Source organism: Bacillus sp. OV166 (genome assembly GCF_900177675.1).
Lineage (GTDB): Bacteria > Bacillota > Bacilli > Bacillales > Cytobacillaceae > Neobacillus.
Genome location: NZ_FXWM01000001.1, coordinates 1,265,711 through 1,285,766 on the forward strand (window position 1 = coordinate 1,265,711; position 20,056 = coordinate 1,285,766).

General features: G+C 39.5%; 17 protein-coding genes and 1 riboswitch. Of the genes, 14 read left to right on the top strand and 3 right to left on the bottom strand.

The genetic code is table 11. The annotated features are described in order from the left end of the window. Positions 1-13 precede the first annotated feature (13 nt). The 3 genes from CCK98_RS05940 to recQ all read left to right on the top strand — a co-directional run bounded on the left by CCK98_RS05940 (position 14) and on the right by recQ (position 4,976). The gene (locus CCK98_RS05940; RefSeq protein ID WP_088085734.1) at positions 14-1,588 is read left to right on the top strand and encodes a fatty acid--CoA ligase; all 1,575 of its coding nucleotides are present in this window, start codon (positions 14-16) and stop codon (positions 1,586-1,588) included. A 15-nt stretch (positions 1,589-1,603) separates the two neighbouring features. Then, entirely contained in the window at positions 1,604-2,698 is a 1,095-nt protein-coding gene (locus tag CCK98_RS05945; RefSeq protein ID WP_088085735.1) for a CaiB/BaiF CoA-transferase family protein, read from the top strand. Positions 2,699-2,843: 145 nt separating this feature from the next. Further along, positions 2,844-4,976 carry a DNA helicase RecQ gene (gene recQ, locus CCK98_RS05950; RefSeq protein ID WP_088085736.1) on the top strand — a complete coding sequence of 711 codons (2,133 nt, stop codon included), beginning with the start codon at positions 2,844-2,846 and terminating at the stop codon, positions 4,974-4,976. A 153-nt stretch (positions 4,977-5,129) separates the two neighbouring features. Here the strand turns inward: recQ and CCK98_RS05955 are convergent, their stop codons facing one another. Beyond that, a complete protein-coding gene (locus tag CCK98_RS05955; protein WP_088085737.1) occupies positions 5,130-5,930 on the bottom strand; it encodes a formate/nitrite transporter family protein in 801 nt (266 codons plus the stop codon). A 216-nt stretch (positions 5,931-6,146) separates the two neighbouring features. Here CCK98_RS05955 and yfkAB point away from each other — a divergent pair, with 216 nt between their 5' ends. Beyond that, positions 6,147-7,262 carry a radical SAM/CxCxxxxC motif protein YfkAB gene (gene yfkAB, locus CCK98_RS05960; protein ID WP_088085738.1) on the top strand — a complete coding sequence of 372 codons (1,116 nt, stop codon included), beginning with the start codon at positions 6,147-6,149 and terminating at the stop codon, positions 7,260-7,262. Between the two features lie 73 nt (positions 7,263-7,335). Here yfkAB and CCK98_RS05965 read toward each other — a convergent pair whose 3' ends face one another. Next, positions 7,336-8,517 carry an MFS transporter gene (locus tag CCK98_RS05965; protein WP_179196004.1) on the bottom strand — a complete coding sequence of 394 codons (1,182 nt, stop codon included), beginning with the start codon at positions 8,515-8,517 and terminating at the stop codon, positions 7,336-7,338. A 270-nt stretch (positions 8,518-8,787) separates the two neighbouring features. Beyond that, positions 8,788-8,895: riboswitch (SAM riboswitch) on the top strand. Between the two features lie 129 nt (positions 8,896-9,024). On the opposite strand from CCK98_RS05965, the gene CCK98_RS05970 reads away from it, so the two are divergent. From CCK98_RS05970 to CCK98_RS06010, 9 genes are all read left to right on the top strand, one after another. After that, positions 9,025-10,140: a sugar ABC transporter substrate-binding protein gene (locus tag CCK98_RS05970; RefSeq protein WP_088085739.1), complete on the top strand. Its 1,116-nt coding sequence runs from the start codon at positions 9,025-9,027 to the stop codon at positions 10,138-10,140. Between the two features lie 69 nt (positions 10,141-10,209). Then, positions 10,210-11,712, top strand: a complete 1,503-nt coding sequence (locus tag CCK98_RS05975; protein ID WP_088085740.1) for a sugar ABC transporter ATP-binding protein — start codon at positions 10,210-10,212, stop codon at positions 11,710-11,712. A gap of 1 nt (position 11,713) precedes the next feature. Continuing rightward, the gene (locus CCK98_RS05980; RefSeq protein WP_088085741.1) at positions 11,714-12,718 is read left to right on the top strand and encodes an ABC transporter permease; all 1,005 of its coding nucleotides are present in this window, start codon (positions 11,714-11,716) and stop codon (positions 12,716-12,718) included. A gap of 120 nt (positions 12,719-12,838) precedes the next feature. Then, the gene (locus tag CCK98_RS05985; RefSeq protein ID WP_088085742.1) at positions 12,839-13,069 is read left to right on the top strand and encodes a hypothetical protein; all 231 of its coding nucleotides are present in this window, start codon (positions 12,839-12,841) and stop codon (positions 13,067-13,069) included. A 205-nt stretch (positions 13,070-13,274) separates the two neighbouring features. Further along, positions 13,275-14,264 (top strand): SIS domain-containing protein, encoded by a 990-nt coding sequence (locus CCK98_RS05990; RefSeq protein ID WP_088085743.1) that lies wholly within the window; start codon positions 13,275-13,277, stop codon positions 14,262-14,264. Between the two features lie 62 nt (positions 14,265-14,326). Beyond that, positions 14,327-15,619, top strand: a complete 1,293-nt coding sequence (locus CCK98_RS05995; protein ID WP_088085744.1) for an ABC transporter substrate-binding protein — start codon at positions 14,327-14,329, stop codon at positions 15,617-15,619. Positions 15,620-15,692: 73 nt separating this feature from the next. Beyond that, positions 15,693-16,574, top strand: a complete 882-nt coding sequence (locus tag CCK98_RS06000; protein WP_088085745.1) for a carbohydrate ABC transporter permease — start codon at positions 15,693-15,695, stop codon at positions 16,572-16,574. Continuing rightward, positions 16,567-17,460, top strand: coding sequence for a carbohydrate ABC transporter permease (locus tag CCK98_RS06005; RefSeq protein ID WP_373408485.1), 894 nt, complete (start codon positions 16,567-16,569; stop codon positions 17,458-17,460). Before CCK98_RS06000 ends, CCK98_RS06005 begins: the two co-directional genes overlap by 8 nt. 16 nt (positions 17,461-17,476) lie before the next feature. Continuing rightward, entirely contained in the window at positions 17,477-18,298 is an 822-nt protein-coding gene (locus tag CCK98_RS06010; RefSeq protein WP_088085746.1) for a PfkB family carbohydrate kinase, read from the top strand. 43 nt (positions 18,299-18,341) lie between these two features. On the opposite strand, the gene CCK98_RS06015 is transcribed toward CCK98_RS06010, so the two are convergent. After that, on the bottom strand, positions 18,342-19,070 hold the full coding sequence (locus tag CCK98_RS06015; RefSeq protein ID WP_088085747.1) for a UTRA domain-containing protein: 729 nt from the start codon (positions 19,068-19,070) through the stop codon (positions 18,342-18,344). 221 nt (positions 19,071-19,291) lie between these two features. On the opposite strand from CCK98_RS06015, the gene CCK98_RS06020 reads away from it, so the two are divergent. Then, complete coding sequence (locus tag CCK98_RS06020) at positions 19,292-20,053, top strand: threonine/serine exporter family protein (protein WP_088085748.1); 762 nt, start codon at positions 19,292-19,294, stop codon at positions 20,051-20,053. The last annotated feature ends 3 nt before the right edge of the window (positions 20,054-20,056 follow it).

A 20,056-nucleotide genomic window follows, 5' to 3' on the forward strand; every position in this document is an offset into this window, starting at 1 on the left:
TGGAGGCGATTCGATGAGCACGACAATCGGGAAAATCTTTGACTTAACGGTGAAAAAGTATCCGAACAAACAAGCGATTTACGATGTCAGAAAAAATGTCCGGTATACTTATAAGGAATGGAGCGAACAAGTGAACCGGCTCGCCAATGCCCTCTTAAAAGAAGGCGTTCAAAAAGGCGATCGTGTTTCCACCTTCATGTTTAATACCGAAGAATTAGGGACAGCTTTTTTCGCCTGTGCGAAAATCGGAGCGATTTTCAATCCGATTAATTTTCGCTTGATGCAAGAAGAAGTTGCCTATATTCTTTCTGATGCCACCCCAAAGGTTGTTCTTTTTGAAAAAGCATTGGAACCTGCTATATCAGCGATCGCCAATCGCTTCGACAAGGCCTCCTTCTGGTTTATTGATGATGGAGCCCCCTCGTATGCTGTTAGTTATCAGGAAAAACTGGCCGCTTCATCAACCGAGGGCGTTCAGGCGGACGTAAAGGAAACCGATCTATATGCGTTTATCTATACCAGCGGGACAACGGGAAGACCGAAAGGAGTTATGCACACCCACCGCAATATGGTAGACCAAAGTGTATTCTGCATTGCTTCATGCAAACTAAGAGCGGAAGATGTTGGTCTCGTAACAGCACCAATGTTTCATTGCGCCGAACTCCATTGTGCGTTCCTGCCAAGGATTCATGCAGGAGCAAGTAATGTCATTTTGCATCAATTCAATCCAAAGGCGATCCTCCCATTGATCGAAAAAGAAAAAATCACGAAATTCTTTGCTGCGCCAACCATGTGGAACATGCTCCTACAAGAGGACCTAAGTAAATATGATCTATCCAGTCTGAAGCTTGGTTTATATGGTGCGGCGCCAATGGCCCCATCACTCGTTCATGCACTCCATGACAGCCTAGGAATCTCATTAATTCAAGCCTATGGAATGACTGAAATGGGACCAGCCATTACTTTTCTATCAGAAACGGACCAACTGAGGAAAGCGGGTTCGGCAGGGCAAGCAGCCTTGAGTCATGATATTAGGGTTGTTCGCACTAGAGAAGACGGCCCCTCAGATCCAGATGATGTGGTACCAGTCGGTGAAACCGGAGAGATAATTGTTCAAGGACCATGTATGATGGCCGGCTATTTCAACCGAGCAGAAGCGACAGAAAAAGCATTGTATAAAGGTTGGTACCATTCCGGAGACATTGGTTACCTCGATAATGAGGGGTACCTTTATGTCAATGACCGTGTCGATGACATGATTATCAGTGGCGGCGAAAATATCTATCCAAGGGAAGTCGAAGACCTCTTACATGCCCACCCAGGTGTCCTTGACGTGGCAGTAGTTGGCCAGCCAAATGACCGGTGGGGTGAGACTGTAACTGCCTTCGTGGTAAAAAAGGATCCGAAAGTAACTGACGAAGAACTGGATATACACTGCAAAAACAGCAATCAGCTTGCCAATTACAAACGCCCGAGAAAATATATTTTCTGTGAAGCGCTTCCTCGAAATGCCAGTGGGAAAATCATGAAATTTGTCTTGAGAAAACAACTTGGGGAGTTATTTACCCCAGGTACTACAAATTCATAAAAGAGGGTCCCTACTATGTTAAAAGGTATAAAAGTCATTGATTTCACGAACTACTTGCCAGGTCCTTTCGCAACCCTACGATTGGCCGAATTGGGTGCGGAGATTATTAAGGTGGAGCCTCCTGAAGGAGATCCTGCCAGGCATACGGGGATTTCAAAGCAGGGAAACGGGCTTGTTTTTTTAGCTAACAACCGTCAGAAAAAAAGCATCACTCTTAACTTGAAGGAGCAAGAAGGAATTGACACTGCCCGGAAATTAATTGCAAACGCGGATGTGGTTCTCGAAAGTTTTAGACCAGGTGTCATGGAGAAGCTCGGGTTAGGATATGAGGCGGTTCAACAGGTAAAACCTGATATCGTCTACTGCTCTATATCAGGATATGGACAAAAGGGGTCGCTATGTAAACTGGGTAACCATGACCTCAATTATATGGCTTTAAGTGGGGTTTTAGCCCAATTCAAGGATAAGGCCGGCAAACCTGTCCATCCGTCGATTACGCTTGCCGATTATATAGGCGGTTTTGCGGCTAATGAACGGATATTGGCCGGACTCGTTTCGAGAGCATTAACGGGAAAAGGGAGCTATCATTCTATTTCGATTACTGACCAACTGGTGTCATTATTGGGGAACCATGTCATGGTTGAGAAAGAAACCGGGGCGGGAACTGGCATTAATGTTCTTAATGGAAGCATTGTTTCATACGCCTTATATGAAACGATGGATGGACGTCACATGAGCATTGGCGCTCTCGAACCAAAGTTTTGGGATAATTTTTGCAGGGCTCATGGTCGTGAAGAATGGATTCAGTCGCACTTTTCCCAATCGGTGGAGTCCAATCCAATTTTTCAAGAAATCTCAGCACTTTTTAAGAGCAAAACCTTCTTTGAGTGGATTGAATTCGCCCAAAAGGTAGACTGCTGTATGGCTCCTGTCCTTGAGATAGGGGAATTAAACGAGAACCCTTACTTTCAAGAGAAGGAGCTCATCTTTGCCTCTTCTTGGGGAGACTATCAAGTTAAAATGCATAGTGACTTTGAGCAGGAATCCATTGTCCCTCCACCTCAAAAAAACGAGCATAAAGACGAGATATTGAATAATATTTTGATATAAAAGGAGAATCTAGACTGCCCGAGGATCATTTGGCAGTCTATTTTTTGAATAAATGCTTTTTGAAAATCAAGTGACAAGCAGTATAATAGAGTGAGATTATCATGAATTTAATATGTTTATTTAAGGTTTGAAAGGAGGAAAAATGTTGTTTGAAAAAGCATTGCCATTACTAGAATCCCACTTCGGTTATAGCTCCTTCAGGACGGGCCAGGAGCAGGCAATCCGTTCTGTTTTATCAGGTGAAAACACAATTACTGTTATGCCAACGGGTGGCGGGAAATCCATCTGTTATCAAATTCCTGCACTTGTCCTTCCCGGTACCACGATTGTCATTTCCCCACTGATTTCTTTAATGAAGGACCAGGTTGATGCCCTCATTCAAGTCGGTATTCCGGCAACATTTATCAATAGTTCGTTAAGTCTTGGCGAGGCAAATAGGCGAATGATAGAAGCGGCCGAAGGAAAATATAAGCTTCTGTACATAGCGCCTGAGCGTTTGGAATCACGTGAATTTCTTGAAGATCTTTACAGCATGGACATTCCATTAGTAGCCGTGGATGAGGCCCACTGTATTTCGCAATGGGGACATGATTTTAGGCCAAGCTATCGCCATATTCAACAACTAATTAATAGCCTGCCGCAAAGGCCAATTGTATTAGCTCTTACTGCTACAGCCACACCAAAAGTACGTGAGGATATTTGCGATTTATTAAACATTGATGAAGAGAATACGATTATTACCGGATTCGAGCGGGAAAATCTGTCCTTTACGGTTATCAAGGGCCAGGATCGGGACAAGTTTATTAAAGACTATTTGAAAAAGAATGATAAAGAAGCAGGCATTATCTATGCAGCAACAAGAAAGAATGTCGACCAAATTTATGAGAAATTACTGAAAGCAAATATTAAGGCGGCCCGCTATCATGCGGGGATGGGCGATGTGGAGCGAAATCGTGAGCAGGAACGATTCTTAGAAGATAAAGCGACTGTGATGGTAGCCACCTCTGCTTTCGGAATGGGAATAGATAAATCTAATATCCGTTATGTGGTACATTATCAGCAGCCCAAAAATATGGAGAGTTATTATCAGGAAGCGGGCCGTGCGGGCAGGGATGGTTTGAAGAGTGAATGTATCATGCTTCATTCCTCACAGGATGTGCAAATTCAGCGTTTTTTAATTGATCAATCCAGTGATCGGAGCCGCATCACACAAGAATTAGCTAAACTCCAGCAAATGGTCGATTATTGCCATACCGAAAACTGTCTGCAGGAATTTATCTTAAAATATTTTGGTGAAACCGAAACAGAGCCTTGCGGCAGATGCGGCAACTGCTTGGATACGAGGACAAGCATCGATGTAACGAAGGAAGCCCAAATGGTGATGTCCTGCGTCATTCGGATGGGGCAGCGCTTTGGTAAAACGATCACAGCCCAAGTGTTAACAGGATCGAAAAATAAAAAAGTAACAGAAATGGGTTTTGACAGACTTCCAACCTATGGAATCATGAAGGATAGGAGTTCGAAGGATGTCAGCGACTTTATTGAATTCTTGATATCACAAGAATTGATCGCGATCGAGCAAGGGCAATTTCCAACCCTATTCGTTTCACCAAAAGGAAAAGATATTCTGTTAGGTAAAGAACAGGTCCATCGCCGTGAAACTGTACAGGTGAAACAAGTGGCCAAAGATGATCCATTGTTTGAAGTGTTAAGAGAAGTGCGGAAGCAGATTGCCGAATCAGAAAAAGTACCTCCATTTGTCATTTTTTCTGATGCTGCCTTAAAGGATATGTGTGCAAAGCTGCCGAAGTCTACGGAAGAATTTTTACAAGTTAGTGGAGTGGGAGAACTGAAACTTAAAAAATATGGCCTAGAATTTATTCAAGCCATCCGTACCTTCTGTGAAACTAATGTAGACTATCAAAGTGAGTTGGTACCTTTAGAGAAAGCTCCAAAGAAGCCCGCTAAAAAAGCTGGGGTAACCGATTCTCATTTGGAGACATTAAAATTACATCAAGGGAATATTTCGATTGCGGAAATTGCTGAGCAGCGGAATTTAGCAGTTAGCACGGTGGAAACCCACTTACTTCAATGTGCGCAACAAGGGTTAGAAGTTGATTTTTCAAAACATATTCCGGATGAATACATGCCGCTTCTAGAAAAAGCCTTGGCAGAAGCTGGACGGGAGCGCCTCAAACCAATCAAGGAATTGCTTCCCGAGGAAGTAAGCTATTTTATGATCAAAGCCTATGTTTATTTTATTAGCAAAAAGAAATAGATTGGCAAAAAGAAGGCATACATCAAAGAAATAATACAATTATCAATATTTTTAGAATATTCTTAATTGTTGTCGATATCCCTGTTATCTTGTTGATATTTCCCCGGGAATTTGTCGATATCACCTAATAAAAGAACAGGGCAGCTTGTAAACTTAGCTGCCCTGTTCTTTATCATATTCATCTAAAAATGGCTGATTAGCATAATAGTACATCATCGCCATGAAAACAGCGCCGCCAATCAGGTTGCCAATCGTTACAGGCACTAGATTGTGAATCACTCCACCCCATGAAATCGTCCCTGGATGGTTTAAAACTAAGGCAATGGCAAACGTACACATGTTAGCGATACTATGTTCATATCCGGAAATAAAGAAACAAAAAACAAACAGCATCATCGCAAACATCTTCGGTCCATCGCCTTTTAGACCCATCGGAAGAAAAAAGGCCATACAGACGAGCCAATTACATAGAATCGCTCGGAAAAATAGCTCGGTTGTTGGGACCTGCATTTTGATCTCGACAACATGGAGTAAAAAGCCGTTAACCTCTGAACTTTCATAAAGCCCTGTTGTAAAAATAATAAAGGCAAAGACCGCCGCCCCGAGAATATTTCCAGCATAACTGCAAACCCATAACTTCAAAACCTCTGTCCAGGTCATTTTCTTACGCAGCGCTGCATAAGTGTAATAAAACGTATTTCCGGTAAATAAATCGCCACCGCCATAAGCGATTAATATGATAGCAGATCCGAAGGTAAGTGCCGCCATCGGATAGGCAAACGGGTTATCTTTAACATAAAAGAAATTCCCCGTTTTAAACGCTACAATGACGCCAAAGCCGATAAACATACTAGCAAGCGCCGCCCGTAAAATATAACGGAGGATGCTTTGCCGGAAAATTTTCATCTTTTTTAGGGCGAGTTTCTCGGCTTCACCTAAAGGCTGCATTTCCATGTTTGTCATAACCACCATTCACTAATAGATATTATCCGTTTATTTTTAATCGAAAAGGGCTTAGTTATGTATTAGTGGGTAAATTTTTCATTAAACAAGCTTAGTATAATAACATTTTATAAAACATAAACTTTTGTAATGGTTAAAAATAGCAATAACATCCGTAATTCAGTTATAATAGAGGAGTTTTTTGAAGACTGATTTTAAGGAGTCATTATGTCGACATTGAAAAAAATTACCCCTTCGTATGATCCATGGGAAGCCTATTTAGATATCGAGCAATATGGAAAGCCTCAGTTAACCAATATCGAGTTCACCACAACAACACTTTGTAATATGCGCTGTGAGCATTGTGCGGTAGGCTATACACTCCAAACAAAGGATCCACAGGCGATTCCACTTGATTTGCTATTAAAAAGATTAGAGGAAATTCCAACATTACGTTCGATAAGCATTACCGGAGGAGAACCGATGTTATCCTTATCCTCGGTAAAAAATTATGTTGTACCGATTTTAAAATATGCCCATGAGCGCGGTGTACGGACGCAGATTAATTCCAATTTAACCCTAGATCTAGATCGTTATGGATTAATCGTGCCTTACTTAGATGTTTTACATATTTCGCATAACTGGGGGACCGTCGATGATTTTGTCGAGGGTGGCTTTGCCAGAATGGAACGGAAGCCTGAATATGAACAACGGGAAAAATATTTTAATAGAATGATAGAAAATAGTCGTGGACTGGTAAGAGCAGGGGTGATGGTATCGGCGGAAACGATGCTAAACAAGCGGACACTACCGTATTTAGAAAAAATTCACCGCCAAATTGTTGATGAAATGCTATGCCAGCGCCATGAAATACATCCAATGTACCCAAGTGATTTTGCTAGCAATCTCGAAAACTTATCACTTAATGAAATAAGAGAAGCAATCCATCACTTACTAGATGTCAGAGATGAAAATGTGTGGATGCTGTTTGGCACGCTCCCATTTTATGCATGCAGCGATAATCAAGAGGATTTAGCTCTTTTACAACGTTTATATAAAAGTAAAAATGTCACCGTCAGAAATGACCCTGATGGACGTTCGCGACTGAATGTAAATATTTTTAACGGAGATATTATTGTTACTGATTTCGGTGATACACCACCCCTTGGAAATATCCAGACTACAAATCTGTTACATGCATATGATACCTGGCAGTCATCTGCCTTAGCAAAGGAATTAAGCTGTCATTGCCCAGCTGTCAAATGTCTCGGGCCAAATATATTAGTTAAGAACAGTTATTATCAGGAAATGGACTTTACTAAACGAAAAAGCAGAATAAAGTAATAAAGCAAAAGCACTTTAAATGCATTAAATTTAAAGTGCTTTTTTACTTATTCCTTGCCCAATCTTAAAGTAATTAAATCGAGTGTTTTACAAGCTTTGGGTGACGATGCATTGAAACAAATAAAATAAATCCGCTAATAATTAATAATGAACTTGTAATGATAAAAACGGCAGAAAAACCGTAGTAACCAGATACGAATCCACCCAGCATCGGGCCGACAATATTCCCAAGGAAGCGCAAGCTGGTATTATAGCCTAATACTTCGCCTTGCATCGCAATCGGTGCCTCTTGACGGATATATGCAATCCGTACAGGAATAATTCCGCCAATCGTAACACCCAGTGCAAAGCGGATGATAACCAGTTGCCAAAGGCTAGAAACCGCTGCCCCAGGCAAGTAGACAATCCCCGCTAGAAAAAGAAGAATAACTAATATTTTGATATACCCATACTTATCAGCGATTTTCCCCCAATTTCTCGACATTAACAAATTCCCCAGTCCCGCAGCGGAAAAAGCAATCCCTGAATAAAAGGCAACATTAGTTGTGCCATGCAGATCACTAACAAATAATGATAAAATTGGTTGAATGCTAAAGTGAGCGATCTGAACTAGGGCTGAAATTAGTAGGACTGTTAATAACACAGGGTTACGAATAATATGTTTAAAAACTTCTTTGCTTGAGTAATGTGTTTTTGCACCCTTAGAAATAGGTATCAAGAATTCCTTTGTGGCAATCACTAACAGGGCAGAGATGAAAATCGAAATGGACGTCCATTTAAAGGTAGTGGAATAGCCAAGAGAATCAGCTAAAACACCACCCAGCATCGGTCCTAACAATGAACCTGTAATACTACCTGTTTGCAATGTACCAAGAACACGTCCGGCAATCTCCTTCGGTGTTTGCGTTGAGATAAAAGCCTGTGACATCGGAATAAAGCCCGAAAAAAAGCCCATGAAAAAGCGCAGCAACAGTAGTTGCCAGACAGAATGGACATAGCCCATTAGAAAAATAGATAAGCCCATCCCTAATCCGGAAATGATAAGGATTCTTTTTCTCCCATAACGGTCGCCAATTCTACCCCAAATTGGTGAGAATAGGAAGGCAGAAACAAATGTGATCCCAAAGGTGATTCCCGACCAATGCTGAACATATTTTTCCGTGAAGTTACCAAACGTCTCAATGTACAATGAAATAAACGGCATAACCATTGTCATACTTCCTGCTACAAAGAAGTTCGCAAACCACATGATCATTAAATTACGCTTTGCACTTCTCTCCTGATACACTATAAAAAACACTTCTTTCTGAAATATATTTCGATTAACTAAATATTATCATACCGAAATTTCTGATAATTTTAAAGGGATTTCCCTTATAAATAAAATTGGAAATTACGTTTACTACTATTCAAAGGTTTTGGCGGATTGGGAATAATAACTGTATTACAAATATTCAAAACACTATTGACAACTTGTTAATGGGAGACTAAAATCTAATTTATTACTTTAAATGAATAATACGTTCTCTTATCAAGAGTGGCAGAGGGACTGGCCCGATGACGCCCAGCAACCGTTCCGTTTGGAATTGGTGCTAAATCCTGCAAAACAATTTATTGTTTTGAAAGATAAGAGAGGAGTAGTCCCTTATTTTGTGATGAAACCTCTCTTTTCTGGAGAGGTTTTTTATTTTTATATAAAAACAAACCTTTCCAATCGGAGTAATGGAGTATTGATAAGAATCTAAAAGGGGGAGCTTTAATCATGAAAAGAAATATCTTTAAAAGTACACTCGTATCAGCATTAGCAGCAACACTCTTACTCACAGGCTGTGCTTCTGAGGGAGAAACAAAACAAGCAAGCGCTCATAAAAAGGTTTCACTTGAAGGTGTATCTGAAAAGTTTACAAGTGGTGATCCGTTAAAAATCAAGGTTATCCGAAAAATTGGCGGTGACGATCATACTGCCCAGTTCTTAGCAGGTGCAAAAGAAGAGGGAGAAGCCTTAGGTTTTCAAGTGGACGTGTTTACCGCAAATGGTGACACAGCTAAGTTCCATGATGCTATTAATCAGGCATTAGACCAGGATTATGATGGATTTATCATTTCTCATGGTGACGATGATGCGACTGTTAATGATGTAAAAAAGATAGTTGAAAAAGGAAAAAGTGTAGTTACATTTGACTCGAATCCAAATATTGCGAAGGTTGATGGAGTAACGCTTACTTCACAGGATGATGAAGCCTTAGCAACTTTGGCCCTTGATCAACTCGTAAAGAATACAAAAGGAAAAGCAAATATTGCATACCTATGGGTCGACGGTTTCCCTGCAATGGTTAGACGTAATAAGGTTTATCAAGATGTCCTTTCAAAAAATCCTGAAATTAAAGAAGTGGAACGCTTTGGTGTGGCAGCGGCAGACACAAGTGTACAAACACAAAACGCAGTTGCAGCCATGTTAAATAAATATCCAAAGGGCAAACTGGATGCCATATTTGCTACTTGGGATGCTTTTGCAATCGGAGCAGCACGAGCTTTGAAAGAAGCGGGACGTGAAGAAGTGAAGATTTATGGAATCGATGTTTCCAATGCTGATCTGCAAGAAATTCAAAGAAAAGGCAGTGCTTGGAAATACACAGCAGCTGTCGATCCGAAACTTATCGGTGCTGTTGATATGAGAATACTTGCGAAAAAGCTTGCAGGTGAAGAAACACCACAGACCTATGATTTAGATGCTTCACTTGTTTCACAAGAAAACCTTCTCAAAGCAAAAGAGCCTGTAAACATGGTAGATCTCGCAAAAATTATCCCAGGCTGGGGTCAATCGACGGCATTTGAGGAAGAGTGGATAAAGACGTTAAAGAAGCATTATAAAGAATAGTCGGTATACAACTAGACACTCTCTTTTTCAATAGATGAAGAGAGTGTTTGCTTACGGGGGATGATTTTGATGAGATCAACATTGGAGATGAAAAACATCTCAATAGAGTTTCCTGGTGTGAAGGCATTGAATCAGGTCGACTTTTCGATGGAAACGGGAGAAATCCAAGCTTTGATTGGGGCAAATGGGGCAGGGAAATCAACGTTAATGAAGGTTCTCGCGGGTGCTTATGACCACTATACCGGTGAAATAAGGTTAGATGGAAAAAACCTGAAGATTCGTTCTCCGAAAAATGCCCAGGACACAGGAATACAAATCGTTTATCAAGAAGTAGATACGGCTCTCATTCCATATTTAACTGTCGCAGAAAATATTATGCTCCATGATACAGTCCATAACATGGGGAAAAAGCAATGGATGAAATGGAAGGACCTTCATCAAAAGGCGGGGCAAATATTAGCGGGTATGAACATTAAGCTTCCGACGAAGAAGCTGGTAAGTGAGTTAACGTTAGCGGAAAAACAAATGATCTTAATCGCTAGGGCTGTTTCAAATCAGTGTAAGTTTCTTATTTTAGACGAGCCGACTGCACCATTGAGTCATACTGAAACGACGGAATTATTCCGGATCGTCCGTGATTTAAAAAAGCAAAATGTAGGAGTTATCTTTATTTCCCATCGCTTGCCAGAAATTTTTGAAGTCTGCGATGAAGTGACCGTAATGAGAAACGGTGAATTTGTTGCAAAAGAGCGAGTTACTGATACGACCATCAACAAAGTGGTGGAGCATATGCTGGGACAAAAATTAGAAGAACAGTTCCCAGTGAAGAATACGTCCATTGGAAACACGGTCCTTGAGGTAAGAGGACTTTCAGATAGAGAGAAAATTAAAGATTTACATATTCATGTTAAATCAGGGGAAATCCTTGGAATTGCTGGACTTGTGGGTGCTGGAAAAACAGAATTGTGTAAGGCGTTATTTGGCTCTGAGAAATTAACTGGGGGAGACATCTTTCTTCATGGCAATAAATTAAAATTAAAGAGCCCCTATCATGCGGTTAAGAAGGGAATTGCTCTAGTTCCAGAGGAACGGAGAAAGGAAGGAATTCTGGTTCTTGAATCGGTAGAAACCAATTTAACAGCTGCAAACTTAGGGGAATTTTCAAAGGTGTGTAGCTTTTTAGATCGAAAAAAAGAAAAAGAAACGGCAAAGCAGTTGATCCGTCGCCTCGGAATTAAAACCCCTTCCGAAGAAACCAAGGTACAGAATCTTTCCGGGGGGAATCAGCAAAAGGTCGCAATCGGAAAGTGGCTCGTAGCTGAAGCAGATGTATATATTTTTGACGAACCAACCAAAGGCGTCGATGTTGGCGCAAAGAAGGATATCTTTGAGTTAATAGCTGAACTAGCAAACCGGGGTAAAGCAATTATTTATGCTTCTTCAGAGCTTTCGGAGATTATTGGGATTACTGATCGGGTCTATGTTTTATATGACGGTAGGTCCGTAAAGGAAATTGATACGAGAGAAACGAACGAAGAAGAACTATTATTTTATTCAACAGGGGGCAGGTAAAATGGAGGCAAATATTGCAGCAAAGAATCAGGTAGCCCCGGCAAAAAAAGTCTTTGAGTTATTTCGCTTTTTATATAAATATGGGACGATTATTACGATTCTTGCACTTATTATTATTTTTTCAGTGGCTAATCCTACTTTTATTCAGGGCAGTAATATCATCAATATCTTACGTTCGATCTCCATTGTTACGATTATCGCTATCGGTATTACGATTTCATTGTCTGTCGATGGTTTTGATTTATCGGTGGGATCGGTCGCTTCCTTATCAAACGCCATTGTCATTTCGATGTTTGTTTGGTTTTCACAAAACACATTGGTGGCGGTCATTTCTGCAATTTGTGCTTCCTTAGTAGTAGGAGCAATAAACTCATTCATGATTGTGAAATTAAGAATTCCAGATATGCTGATGACACTTGCTACGATGTTTATTATTCAAGGGACCGCACTGACATATACAAAAGGGGCCACGGTTTCACAAAACATGGTTATGTCTGATGGCTCGATGGCATCGGGTCTGATCAGTCCATTTTTTGCAAAAATCGGAGAAGTGCCGTGGATTATTATCATCATGTCTGTGACCGTGATCCTCGTGCATATCTTTTTGAACTATACAAAGCATGGTCGATATATGTATGTGATCGGTGGTAACAAAGAAGCGGCGAGACTATCAGGTATCCCAGTTAATAAATATAAGGTGGCAGCGTATTTGCTTTCGGCTCTGTTTGCCTCCTTTGGCGGGATTGTGCTCGCTTCAAGGGTTTTGACATCAGAAATTAACTCTGGTGCTCCCTATTTAATGGATTCAGTTGCCGCTGCCTATATTGGCTTTTCAGTGCTCGGGGCTGGAAAGGCCAACGCGTTTGGAACATTTGTTGGAGCCGTCCTGATCGGGATTCTCCAAAACGGACTCGTGATGATGTCCGTCCCGTATTATGCGATGGATATTGTTAAAGGGACCGTCTTGGCCTTTGCGTTAGCAATTACGTATTATAAACAAAAATAATTGAACTATGATCAACCTATCCATTTTGCGGATAGGTTTATTTTTTTTGAAAAACCAGAGTAAAATCTACAAATATAAGTAAGTTTTGAGGAACAATATTTAGAGATAGGAGGGATCTTAATGGAACATTATGAAGCATTTCTGAGAAGTAAGAATTGGGTAGATACCGATTTAGATTCAAGGTATATAAATGTTAATCATCCCTATGCTATCTTAATTTCTGAGGATGAAGGGCAAATTACCTTAAGAGGTAACACTGGGTTTGATAATGGGCAAAATGGCGAGGAGATTTTTACGTTTAACTCATTGAAAGAGCTCCAAGAGTGGTTTGAAAACAATATTGGGGAGTAACGAGAACAAGCAGCCAGGGAAGGCCCCTGGCTATTTTGCTTTTTGTCGAGAAATGTCGTTTCATTTTTCTGAAAATTCAATTGACTAGAGTTTGAAAGTATAGTAATTTATATATAACAACATATAACGTTATATAAAGTTGTATATTGTTTAAAGAGTTTACTAGTGTTCATTGACTAAAATATTTTATCAGGGAGGCAACAAAATGACGACTGAATTAGTAATTGACGTAAAAAATCAAGTGCAACAAGCATTAGCAGAGGTAGAAAAAAGAAATATTTCCAATATTTTCTTTGTAGCATGTGGAGGCTCATCTGCCATTATGTATCCAAGCAAGTATGTAATTGACCGTGAAGCAAAGGTTCTTGATGCCCACCTGTTTAGTGCAAATGAATTTATCCATCGCAATCATGCAAAACTTGGAAGCAATTCCCTGGTTATTCTGTGCTCGCACTCAGGAACCACACCTGAAACAGTAGAAGCAGCAAAATTTGCTAGAGCAAAAGGGGCTTTGGCTGTTTCTTTAACTAATGTGGAAGCGTCACCGTTGGCGCTAGCTTCAGATGTCGTGCTGAAGTATCAATGGGGTGAAGAAGTAAACGCTTTCACGACGAACTATTCGGTTTTATATCAACTAGTATTTGGTGTACTAAAAGTTGTTGAAAATAACGAAAAAGCTAGTATAGTAGAAGAAAGTCTTGAGAATTTACAGAATGTTTACGAAAAAGCAGCTGCACTTTATCAATCGAAAGCAGAAGCATTTGGACAAGATTATAAAGACGAGAAGATCATTTATACAATGGCAAGCGGAGTAAACTATGGTGTTGCCTACTCCTATGCAATTTGTATCCTTATGGAAATGCAGTGGGTTCATTCCCATGCCATTCACGCGGGAGAATACTTCCACGGACCATTTGAAATTATTGATGAAGAAACACCATTCATTATCTTGCTTGGTTTAGATGAAACAAGACCATTAGAAGAAAGAGCACTAGAATTCTCTAAGCGTTATGGAAAGAAACTGGTTGTCCTTGATGCAAAGGACTTTGATTTCACTGGGGTAGCAGAGGAAGTACAGGGATACATCGCTCCATTAGTGTTAAATTATGTTTTAAGAAAATACGCGGATCAGTTAGCAGATGCACGAAATCATCCGCTATCAAAAAGAAGATATATGTGGACAGTTGAATACTAAACCTAGCTAATATACAATGCATTAATCATAGAAACGGATTCCTTTCTGGAGGGGAAAGCTTAATGAAGAAGTTGTTGATTTTAAGTATTATTTCTATCCTTTTTCTATCCTTTTTTGCTGGCTGTTCTAAGAGTTCTAGTTCAACGAATGGAAAAGATGTAGTTGAACTAAAGTTCTTCCACCGCTGGCCGAATCAACCTAAAAAGCAATATTTTGAAAAGGCAGTCAAAGAGTTTGAGAAGGCCCATCCCAATATTAAAATTAAAACGGAAGCCGTTTTAAACGACTCTTATAAAGAAAAGATTCGCGTTGTCTTAGGATCAAGCACCCCTCCAGATGTATTCTTTTCTTGGAGCGGAGAATTCGCTTATAACTTCGCGCGTCAGGGACAATCACTTGATTTAACTAATTTTGTTAATGAAGATAAAGCGTGGTCAGATCAAATCATTGCCTCCCAGTTCAATGCCTTCACTTTAGACAGTAAAATTTACGGAATTCCTTGGTCGACTGACGGAAAGGCCTTCTTTTACAATAAGAAAATTTTCAAGGATTTAAATCTTGAGGTTCCAACCACTTGGTCCGAACTAATTGATGTCTCTAAAAAGGTAAAGGCCGCAGGACTTACGCCAATTACATTCGGAAGCAAAGCACCGTGGACGATTTCCCATTATATTGGAACATTGAATCAATTGATGGTGCCACAGGATGTTCTTGATAAAGATTATGATCCCAAAAATCCTGAAGGTGATTACTCACATCCAGGTTATGTTAAAGCATTAGAGAAATTCATGGAACTGAAGCCGTACTTTAATAAGGGAGTTAATTCTGTAGACCATGAATATTCACGGGAGTTATTTAACAGTGGAAAAGCAGCGATCGGCTTCTTCCAGCTTGCAGAAATCGGGCTTATTGAACCATCTTTAAAAGAGGATTTAGGTGTGTTTAATGTACCAGGTGTGGAAGGTGGAGAAGGAAATGCCAACTCCATCACAGCAGCACCAGAAGGAATCATGATTTCTTCGAAAACAAAACATCCAAAAGAAGCAATGGAATTTGTCAAATTCTTAACTTCGAAGGAAAAAGGTACAGAGCAGTTAAAAGAGGTAAGTGAATACAGTGCGGTTAAAGGAACAACAACCGATGAAAATGCATCCAAGCTTCAACAGGATGCCATCAATTTAATTGTTAAGGCTGAACAAACATACTTATGGTTTGATACAGCTGTTGATATTAAAATAGTCGATGCTTATTTAAATGGAACACAGCTAATGTTGGACGGCAAGAAAAGTCCAGAAGATGTAATGAAGGATGTCAGAGCAGCAGCAAAAGAAGTTAAGGCGTCTGCAAAAAAATAGGAAGCCAGAAAAGGTGGTTGCAAGTTGACCACCTTTTTTCCAAAGATACGCCTGTTAAAAAAGGGGAGTTATTATGCAAAATACAAACAAGTGGTTACCATACTTATATATTGCACCTTGCTTAATCTTTATGGCCCTTTTTGTTTACTATCCAATTGTTGAAAACTTTTTTTATAGTTTCTATGATTTCTCTGCTTTTTCCGTAGAAAAAACATTTGTTGGCTTTGAAAATTTCCTTAATCTTTTTAAAGATGAAGTTTTTTATATAGCATTAAAAAATAATCTCTGGTATGCAGTCATCTCAATTATCTTTCAGGTATTTGGCGGACTTATTTTAGCGGCTATACTTGAAGATCCGCTTACAAGAATCATAAGTGGATTGTTCCGTACCGTATTTTTCCTGCCAGTTGTCATTTCGATGACTGTCATTGCTTTACTGTTTACGTTTGTTTATAACCCGGATATCGGAATTTTAAATGGGCTATTAAATTGGTTAGGGCTTGGAAATTTAACTAGGGCTTGGCTGGGAGAATCTGAAACAGCTATTTTCGCTGTTATTGCTGTGTCACAGTGGCAAAGTATTGGTTACATTATGATGTTATTTATTGTCTCGATTCAAAATATCCCCCAAGAATTGTATGAGGCTGCAGAGATCGATGGGGCAGGGAAAATTCGTAAATTCTTTTCAATCACTGTTCCACAAGTAAAAGAGATGTTCTTCGTTACAACACTTATTACCTTAACCGGTGCATTTACCGTCTTTAATGAACCGTATATTTTGACAGGCGGCGGACCGGGTAATTCCAGTGAAGTATTAGGAACATTACTCTACCATTCAGCTTTCGGTAAAGACCAAATGGGTTATGCTTCGGCTGTGGCCACTGTGATTTTAATCATCACCTTAATTGTTTCCTTGGTTCAGTTGAAACTATTTAAAACAGGAAAGGATGTTTAGAGTGGAGACAAGCAAAGTAATGGACTACCATCATTCGATCCCAATCACAAAAAAAAATAGGAAGCAAAAGAATGTTGTTAAAAGTCTGCCAATTTTTACAATCCTAATCTTGTATTTTGTAGTGATTGCTTATCCGCTTTTTTGGATGGTAATTAACTCATTTAAGTCCACTCCAGAGATTTTCTCCAGCAGCTGGGCTTTACCAAAAGAATGGCTGTTTTCAAATTATACAGAGGCATGGAACACAGGGATTTCTGGATATTTTGTTAATAGTTTAATTGTTACAGCAACTACCTGCTTCCTAACAGTATTAATAAGTGCACTCGGAGCCTACAGTTTATCTAGGTTTGAATTTAAAGGGAAGAACATCCTATTAGTTTTCTGTATGGGAGGAATGATGCTCTCCCCTCAAGTTAGTTTAGTCCCACTATACAAGCTCATTCAATTATTAGGAATTCATGATACGTATTTTGCAATGATCTTTCCCTATGTTGCTTACCGAATTCCAATCACCATCCTACTGATCAGAGCTGCTTTTCTAGAGGTACCGAAAGAATTAGAGGAGTCTGCCTTTTTGGACGGATGTAATACATGGACCATTTTTACAAAAATCTTTGTTCCTTTAAATAAACCGATTTTACTAACAGGGGTAGTGTTAACTGCATATTTTACTTGGAACGAGTTTATGTTTGCGTTAATCTTTGTTGATTCTGATGCGCTAAAAACCATCCCTGCTGGATTGATGCAATTTCGGGATGCCCTTCAAACGAATTGGGGAGTTCTGATGGCTGGCTTAATGATTTCAGCCCTGCCGATCATTCTCTTATTTATGTTTATGCAGAAGTATTTTATTAGAGGTTTATCATCAGGCAGTGTTAAAGGATAAGGAGGAGTGGGGAAATATGAAAATTATTGGAATAGGCGATAATGTTGTTGATATTTACCAGGATCGTAATGAAATGTTTCCAGGTGGAAATGCTTTAAATGTTGCTGTTTTAGCTAAACAAAATGGAGCGGAGTCCGCGGCATTTATAGGTATTGTTGGAACGGATGTGGAAGGGGATCATATCTTAGATTCTTTAAACAAGAACTTAATAGAAACTAGTCATGTTAGAAGAGCGGTTGGGGAAAGTGGAAAAGCATATGTTGATCTAAATGTGGAAGGGGACCGAATCTTTATTAAATCAAATAAAGGCGGTGTTCAGGCTAAACTCAAGCTTAATCTATCCGTAGATGACTATGAATACATCAAAGCGTTTGATGTGGTACATACCAGTATATATAGTCATTTAGAGGAAGAATTGCCATTGCTTAAACAACATTTACCCGTTTCCTATGATTTCTCTAATCATTTTACAACAGAACAATTAGAAAAGGTTTGCCCTCATATCCAGTTTGCGTTTATTTCAGGAAGTGATTTTACAGAAGTTGAACTAGAAGAGCTCTTCCGTAAAATACATGGACTTGGAACGCCGTTTATCATTATCACTAGAGGTTCTAAGGGCGTAATTATGTCTCATCATAACAAACGATACAAACAGGGAATTGAAGAAGCGAATGTGATTGATACTTTAGGTGCAGGGGATTCTTTCATTGCTGGTTTTTTAACCAACCACTTTAATGGGTTTACCATTGAGGAATCTTTGAAAGCAGCGGCACAGATTGCTGCAAGAACTTGTGAAGTGAACGGTGCATTTGGGTTTGGTAGACAATTAACTTTCTAAAAACAAAAGGAATGAAATGGATACCCATTCATTCCTTTTTTTCTTAAGTTGTTATGGTAAGGGCAATTAATTGGGTTTGTGTTTTGAAATTTGAAATATGAATCGGAACGCCTGTTTCATCGTAAACGGTTTTATCAATATTAAAAAGTGTTTCACCAATTTCGCAGTCCAAATGTTCCGCATCAAATTTTGAAGCAGGAGTAACTGTAATTATTTTTTTGCTTTTTCCAGAATTGATATTGATGTGGTAAATGTTTTTCAAAACTTCATAGGTTGATGCATGTTCTGTGAATCGTGCAGTCAAATCGGGAAAGCGTTCTAACGAGTAATGGGCGATATCTAGAGTAAAAGGCTGTTGATCGATTGACATGATCCGGACCAACTTTAAGACAGGTGAATCAATGGCGATTTGAAGTGCTTCGGCAATTTCCGGAGTAGCTTTCATTTCTTCACAGGCAAGAATTCGCTTGGAAGGATTTTTGCCAATTTGTTTACTAAAATCTGAGAATCCATCAATAGAAACCAATTCTCGGGCAATTTTGGTTCGCGTTACAAAAGTTCCCTTCCCTTGCTTTCGTTCTAAAAAACCCTCATCTGCTAAATCCTGAATCGCTCTTCTTACAGTTATTCGGCTAACGCCATATAACTCACATAATTCCGTTTCATTCGGAAGTCTTTCCCCTGATTTATAAACTCCTTGATCAATGGCCTCCTTCAGTATTTGTTTTAATTGGTCATATAAAGGTGTTGAAATTGAATTGTTTAATTTCATCGATAAAATTCCTTTCGAAACAATAGGTCATTATATAATATTATATAACAAGTATACATGTGTTGTATAGGAATTATTGATAAGATTTATCATATTTATAAAATATTGGATTTTTTCCTATTCCATTTACAGGAAATCTTGCAAACTGCAAGTCAACTTTGATTAAACGTTTGTTTTAATTTAAACTAAGTAAAAATGGAGAATTGTGTGTGGTGAGATAAATGGAAAAACCAGTAGAACAAACATATGAGGTTATGGAGGTCTGCTTATTAGCGGGGAAAATCATGCTTCAAAGCGGCGGGGAGACCTATCGGGTAGAAGATACGATGATGCGCATTGCTGCAGCCTTTGGTATAGAAAGTACTCATAGCTACGTAACTCCAACCGGAATTATTTTTTCAGCAGAAGGAACAGAGCCCACGAAGACCAAGCTTATTAGAATATCGGAGCGGTCAACAGACTTGAAAAAAGTCTCTATGGTGAATAGCATTTCAAGGAAAATTACAGGTGGAGAAGTCAATCTAAAAGAAGCTATGGAAAATCTAAAGGAAATTGACTCCCTTAATTTAACGTTTCCCTTTAGGTTCCAAGTGGCCGCTGCGTCACTCGCCAGCGGTTGTTTTATGATTATGTTTGAGGGAGGCTGGAATGATTTTATTCCAGCGATGATTTCAGGCGGAATGGGTTATCTAAGCTTTGTACATTTTCATCGCTTTGTCCCAATCAAGTTTTTCTCGGAGTTTTTAGCATCGTTTGTAATTGGATTGCTTTCATTTTTATTTGTGAAAATTGGAGTCGGTCAGCAATTAGATAAAATTATTATTGGCTCGGTGATGACCTTAGTTCCTGGGCTCTTAGTGACCAATGCGATTAGAGATTTAATGGCGGGTCACTTAGTATCGGGGTTATCAAAGGGGGCGGAAGCTTTTCTAACCGCATTTGCGATTGGGGCAGGGATTGCGGTTGTATTATCTTTTATGTGAAGT

Bases quoted from the DNA above. Each gene is read 5' to 3' on its own strand.
- CCK98_RS06015 (WP_088085747.1), bottom strand. From the start codon at position 19,070: ATGAAATTAAACAATTCAATTTCAACACCTTTATATGACCAATTAAAA.
- CCK98_RS05985 (WP_088085742.1), top strand. From the start codon at position 12,839: ATGGAACATTATGAAGCATTTCTGAGAAGTAAGAATTGGGTAGATACC.
- CCK98_RS06005 (WP_373408485.1), top strand. From the start codon at position 16,567: ATGTTTAGAGTGGAGACAAGCAAAGTAATGGACTACCATCATTCGATC.
- CCK98_RS06000 (WP_088085745.1), top strand. From the start codon at position 15,693: ATGCAAAATACAAACAAGTGGTTACCATACTTATATATTGCACCTTGC.
- CCK98_RS06020 (WP_088085748.1), top strand. From the start codon at position 19,292: ATGGAAAAACCAGTAGAACAAACATATGAGGTTATGGAGGTCTGCTTA.
- CCK98_RS05970 (WP_088085739.1), top strand. From the start codon at position 9,025: ATGAAAAGAAATATCTTTAAAAGTACACTCGTATCAGCATTAGCAGCA.
- CCK98_RS05975 (WP_088085740.1), top strand. From the start codon at position 10,210: ATGAGATCAACATTGGAGATGAAAAACATCTCAATAGAGTTTCCTGGT.
- CCK98_RS05995 (WP_088085744.1), top strand. From the start codon at position 14,327: ATGAAGAAGTTGTTGATTTTAAGTATTATTTCTATCCTTTTTCTATCC.
- CCK98_RS05955 (WP_088085737.1), bottom strand. From the start codon at position 5,930: ATGGAAATGCAGCCTTTAGGTGAAGCCGAGAAACTCGCCCTAAAAAAG.
- CCK98_RS05980 (WP_088085741.1), top strand. From the start codon at position 11,714: ATGGAGGCAAATATTGCAGCAAAGAATCAGGTAGCCCCGGCAAAAAAA.
- yfkAB (WP_088085738.1), top strand. From the start codon at position 6,147: ATGTCGACATTGAAAAAAATTACCCCTTCGTATGATCCATGGGAAGCC.
- CCK98_RS05940 (WP_088085734.1), top strand. From the start codon at position 14: ATGAGCACGACAATCGGGAAAATCTTTGACTTAACGGTGAAAAAGTAT.
- CCK98_RS05945 (WP_088085735.1), top strand. From the start codon at position 1,604: ATGTTAAAAGGTATAAAAGTCATTGATTTCACGAACTACTTGCCAGGT.
- CCK98_RS05990 (WP_088085743.1), top strand. From the start codon at position 13,275: ATGACGACTGAATTAGTAATTGACGTAAAAAATCAAGTGCAACAAGCA.
- CCK98_RS06010 (WP_088085746.1), top strand. From the start codon at position 17,477: ATGAAAATTATTGGAATAGGCGATAATGTTGTTGATATTTACCAGGAT.
- CCK98_RS05965 (WP_179196004.1), bottom strand. From the start codon at position 8,517: ATGATCATGTGGTTTGCGAACTTCTTTGTAGCAGGAAGTATGACAATG.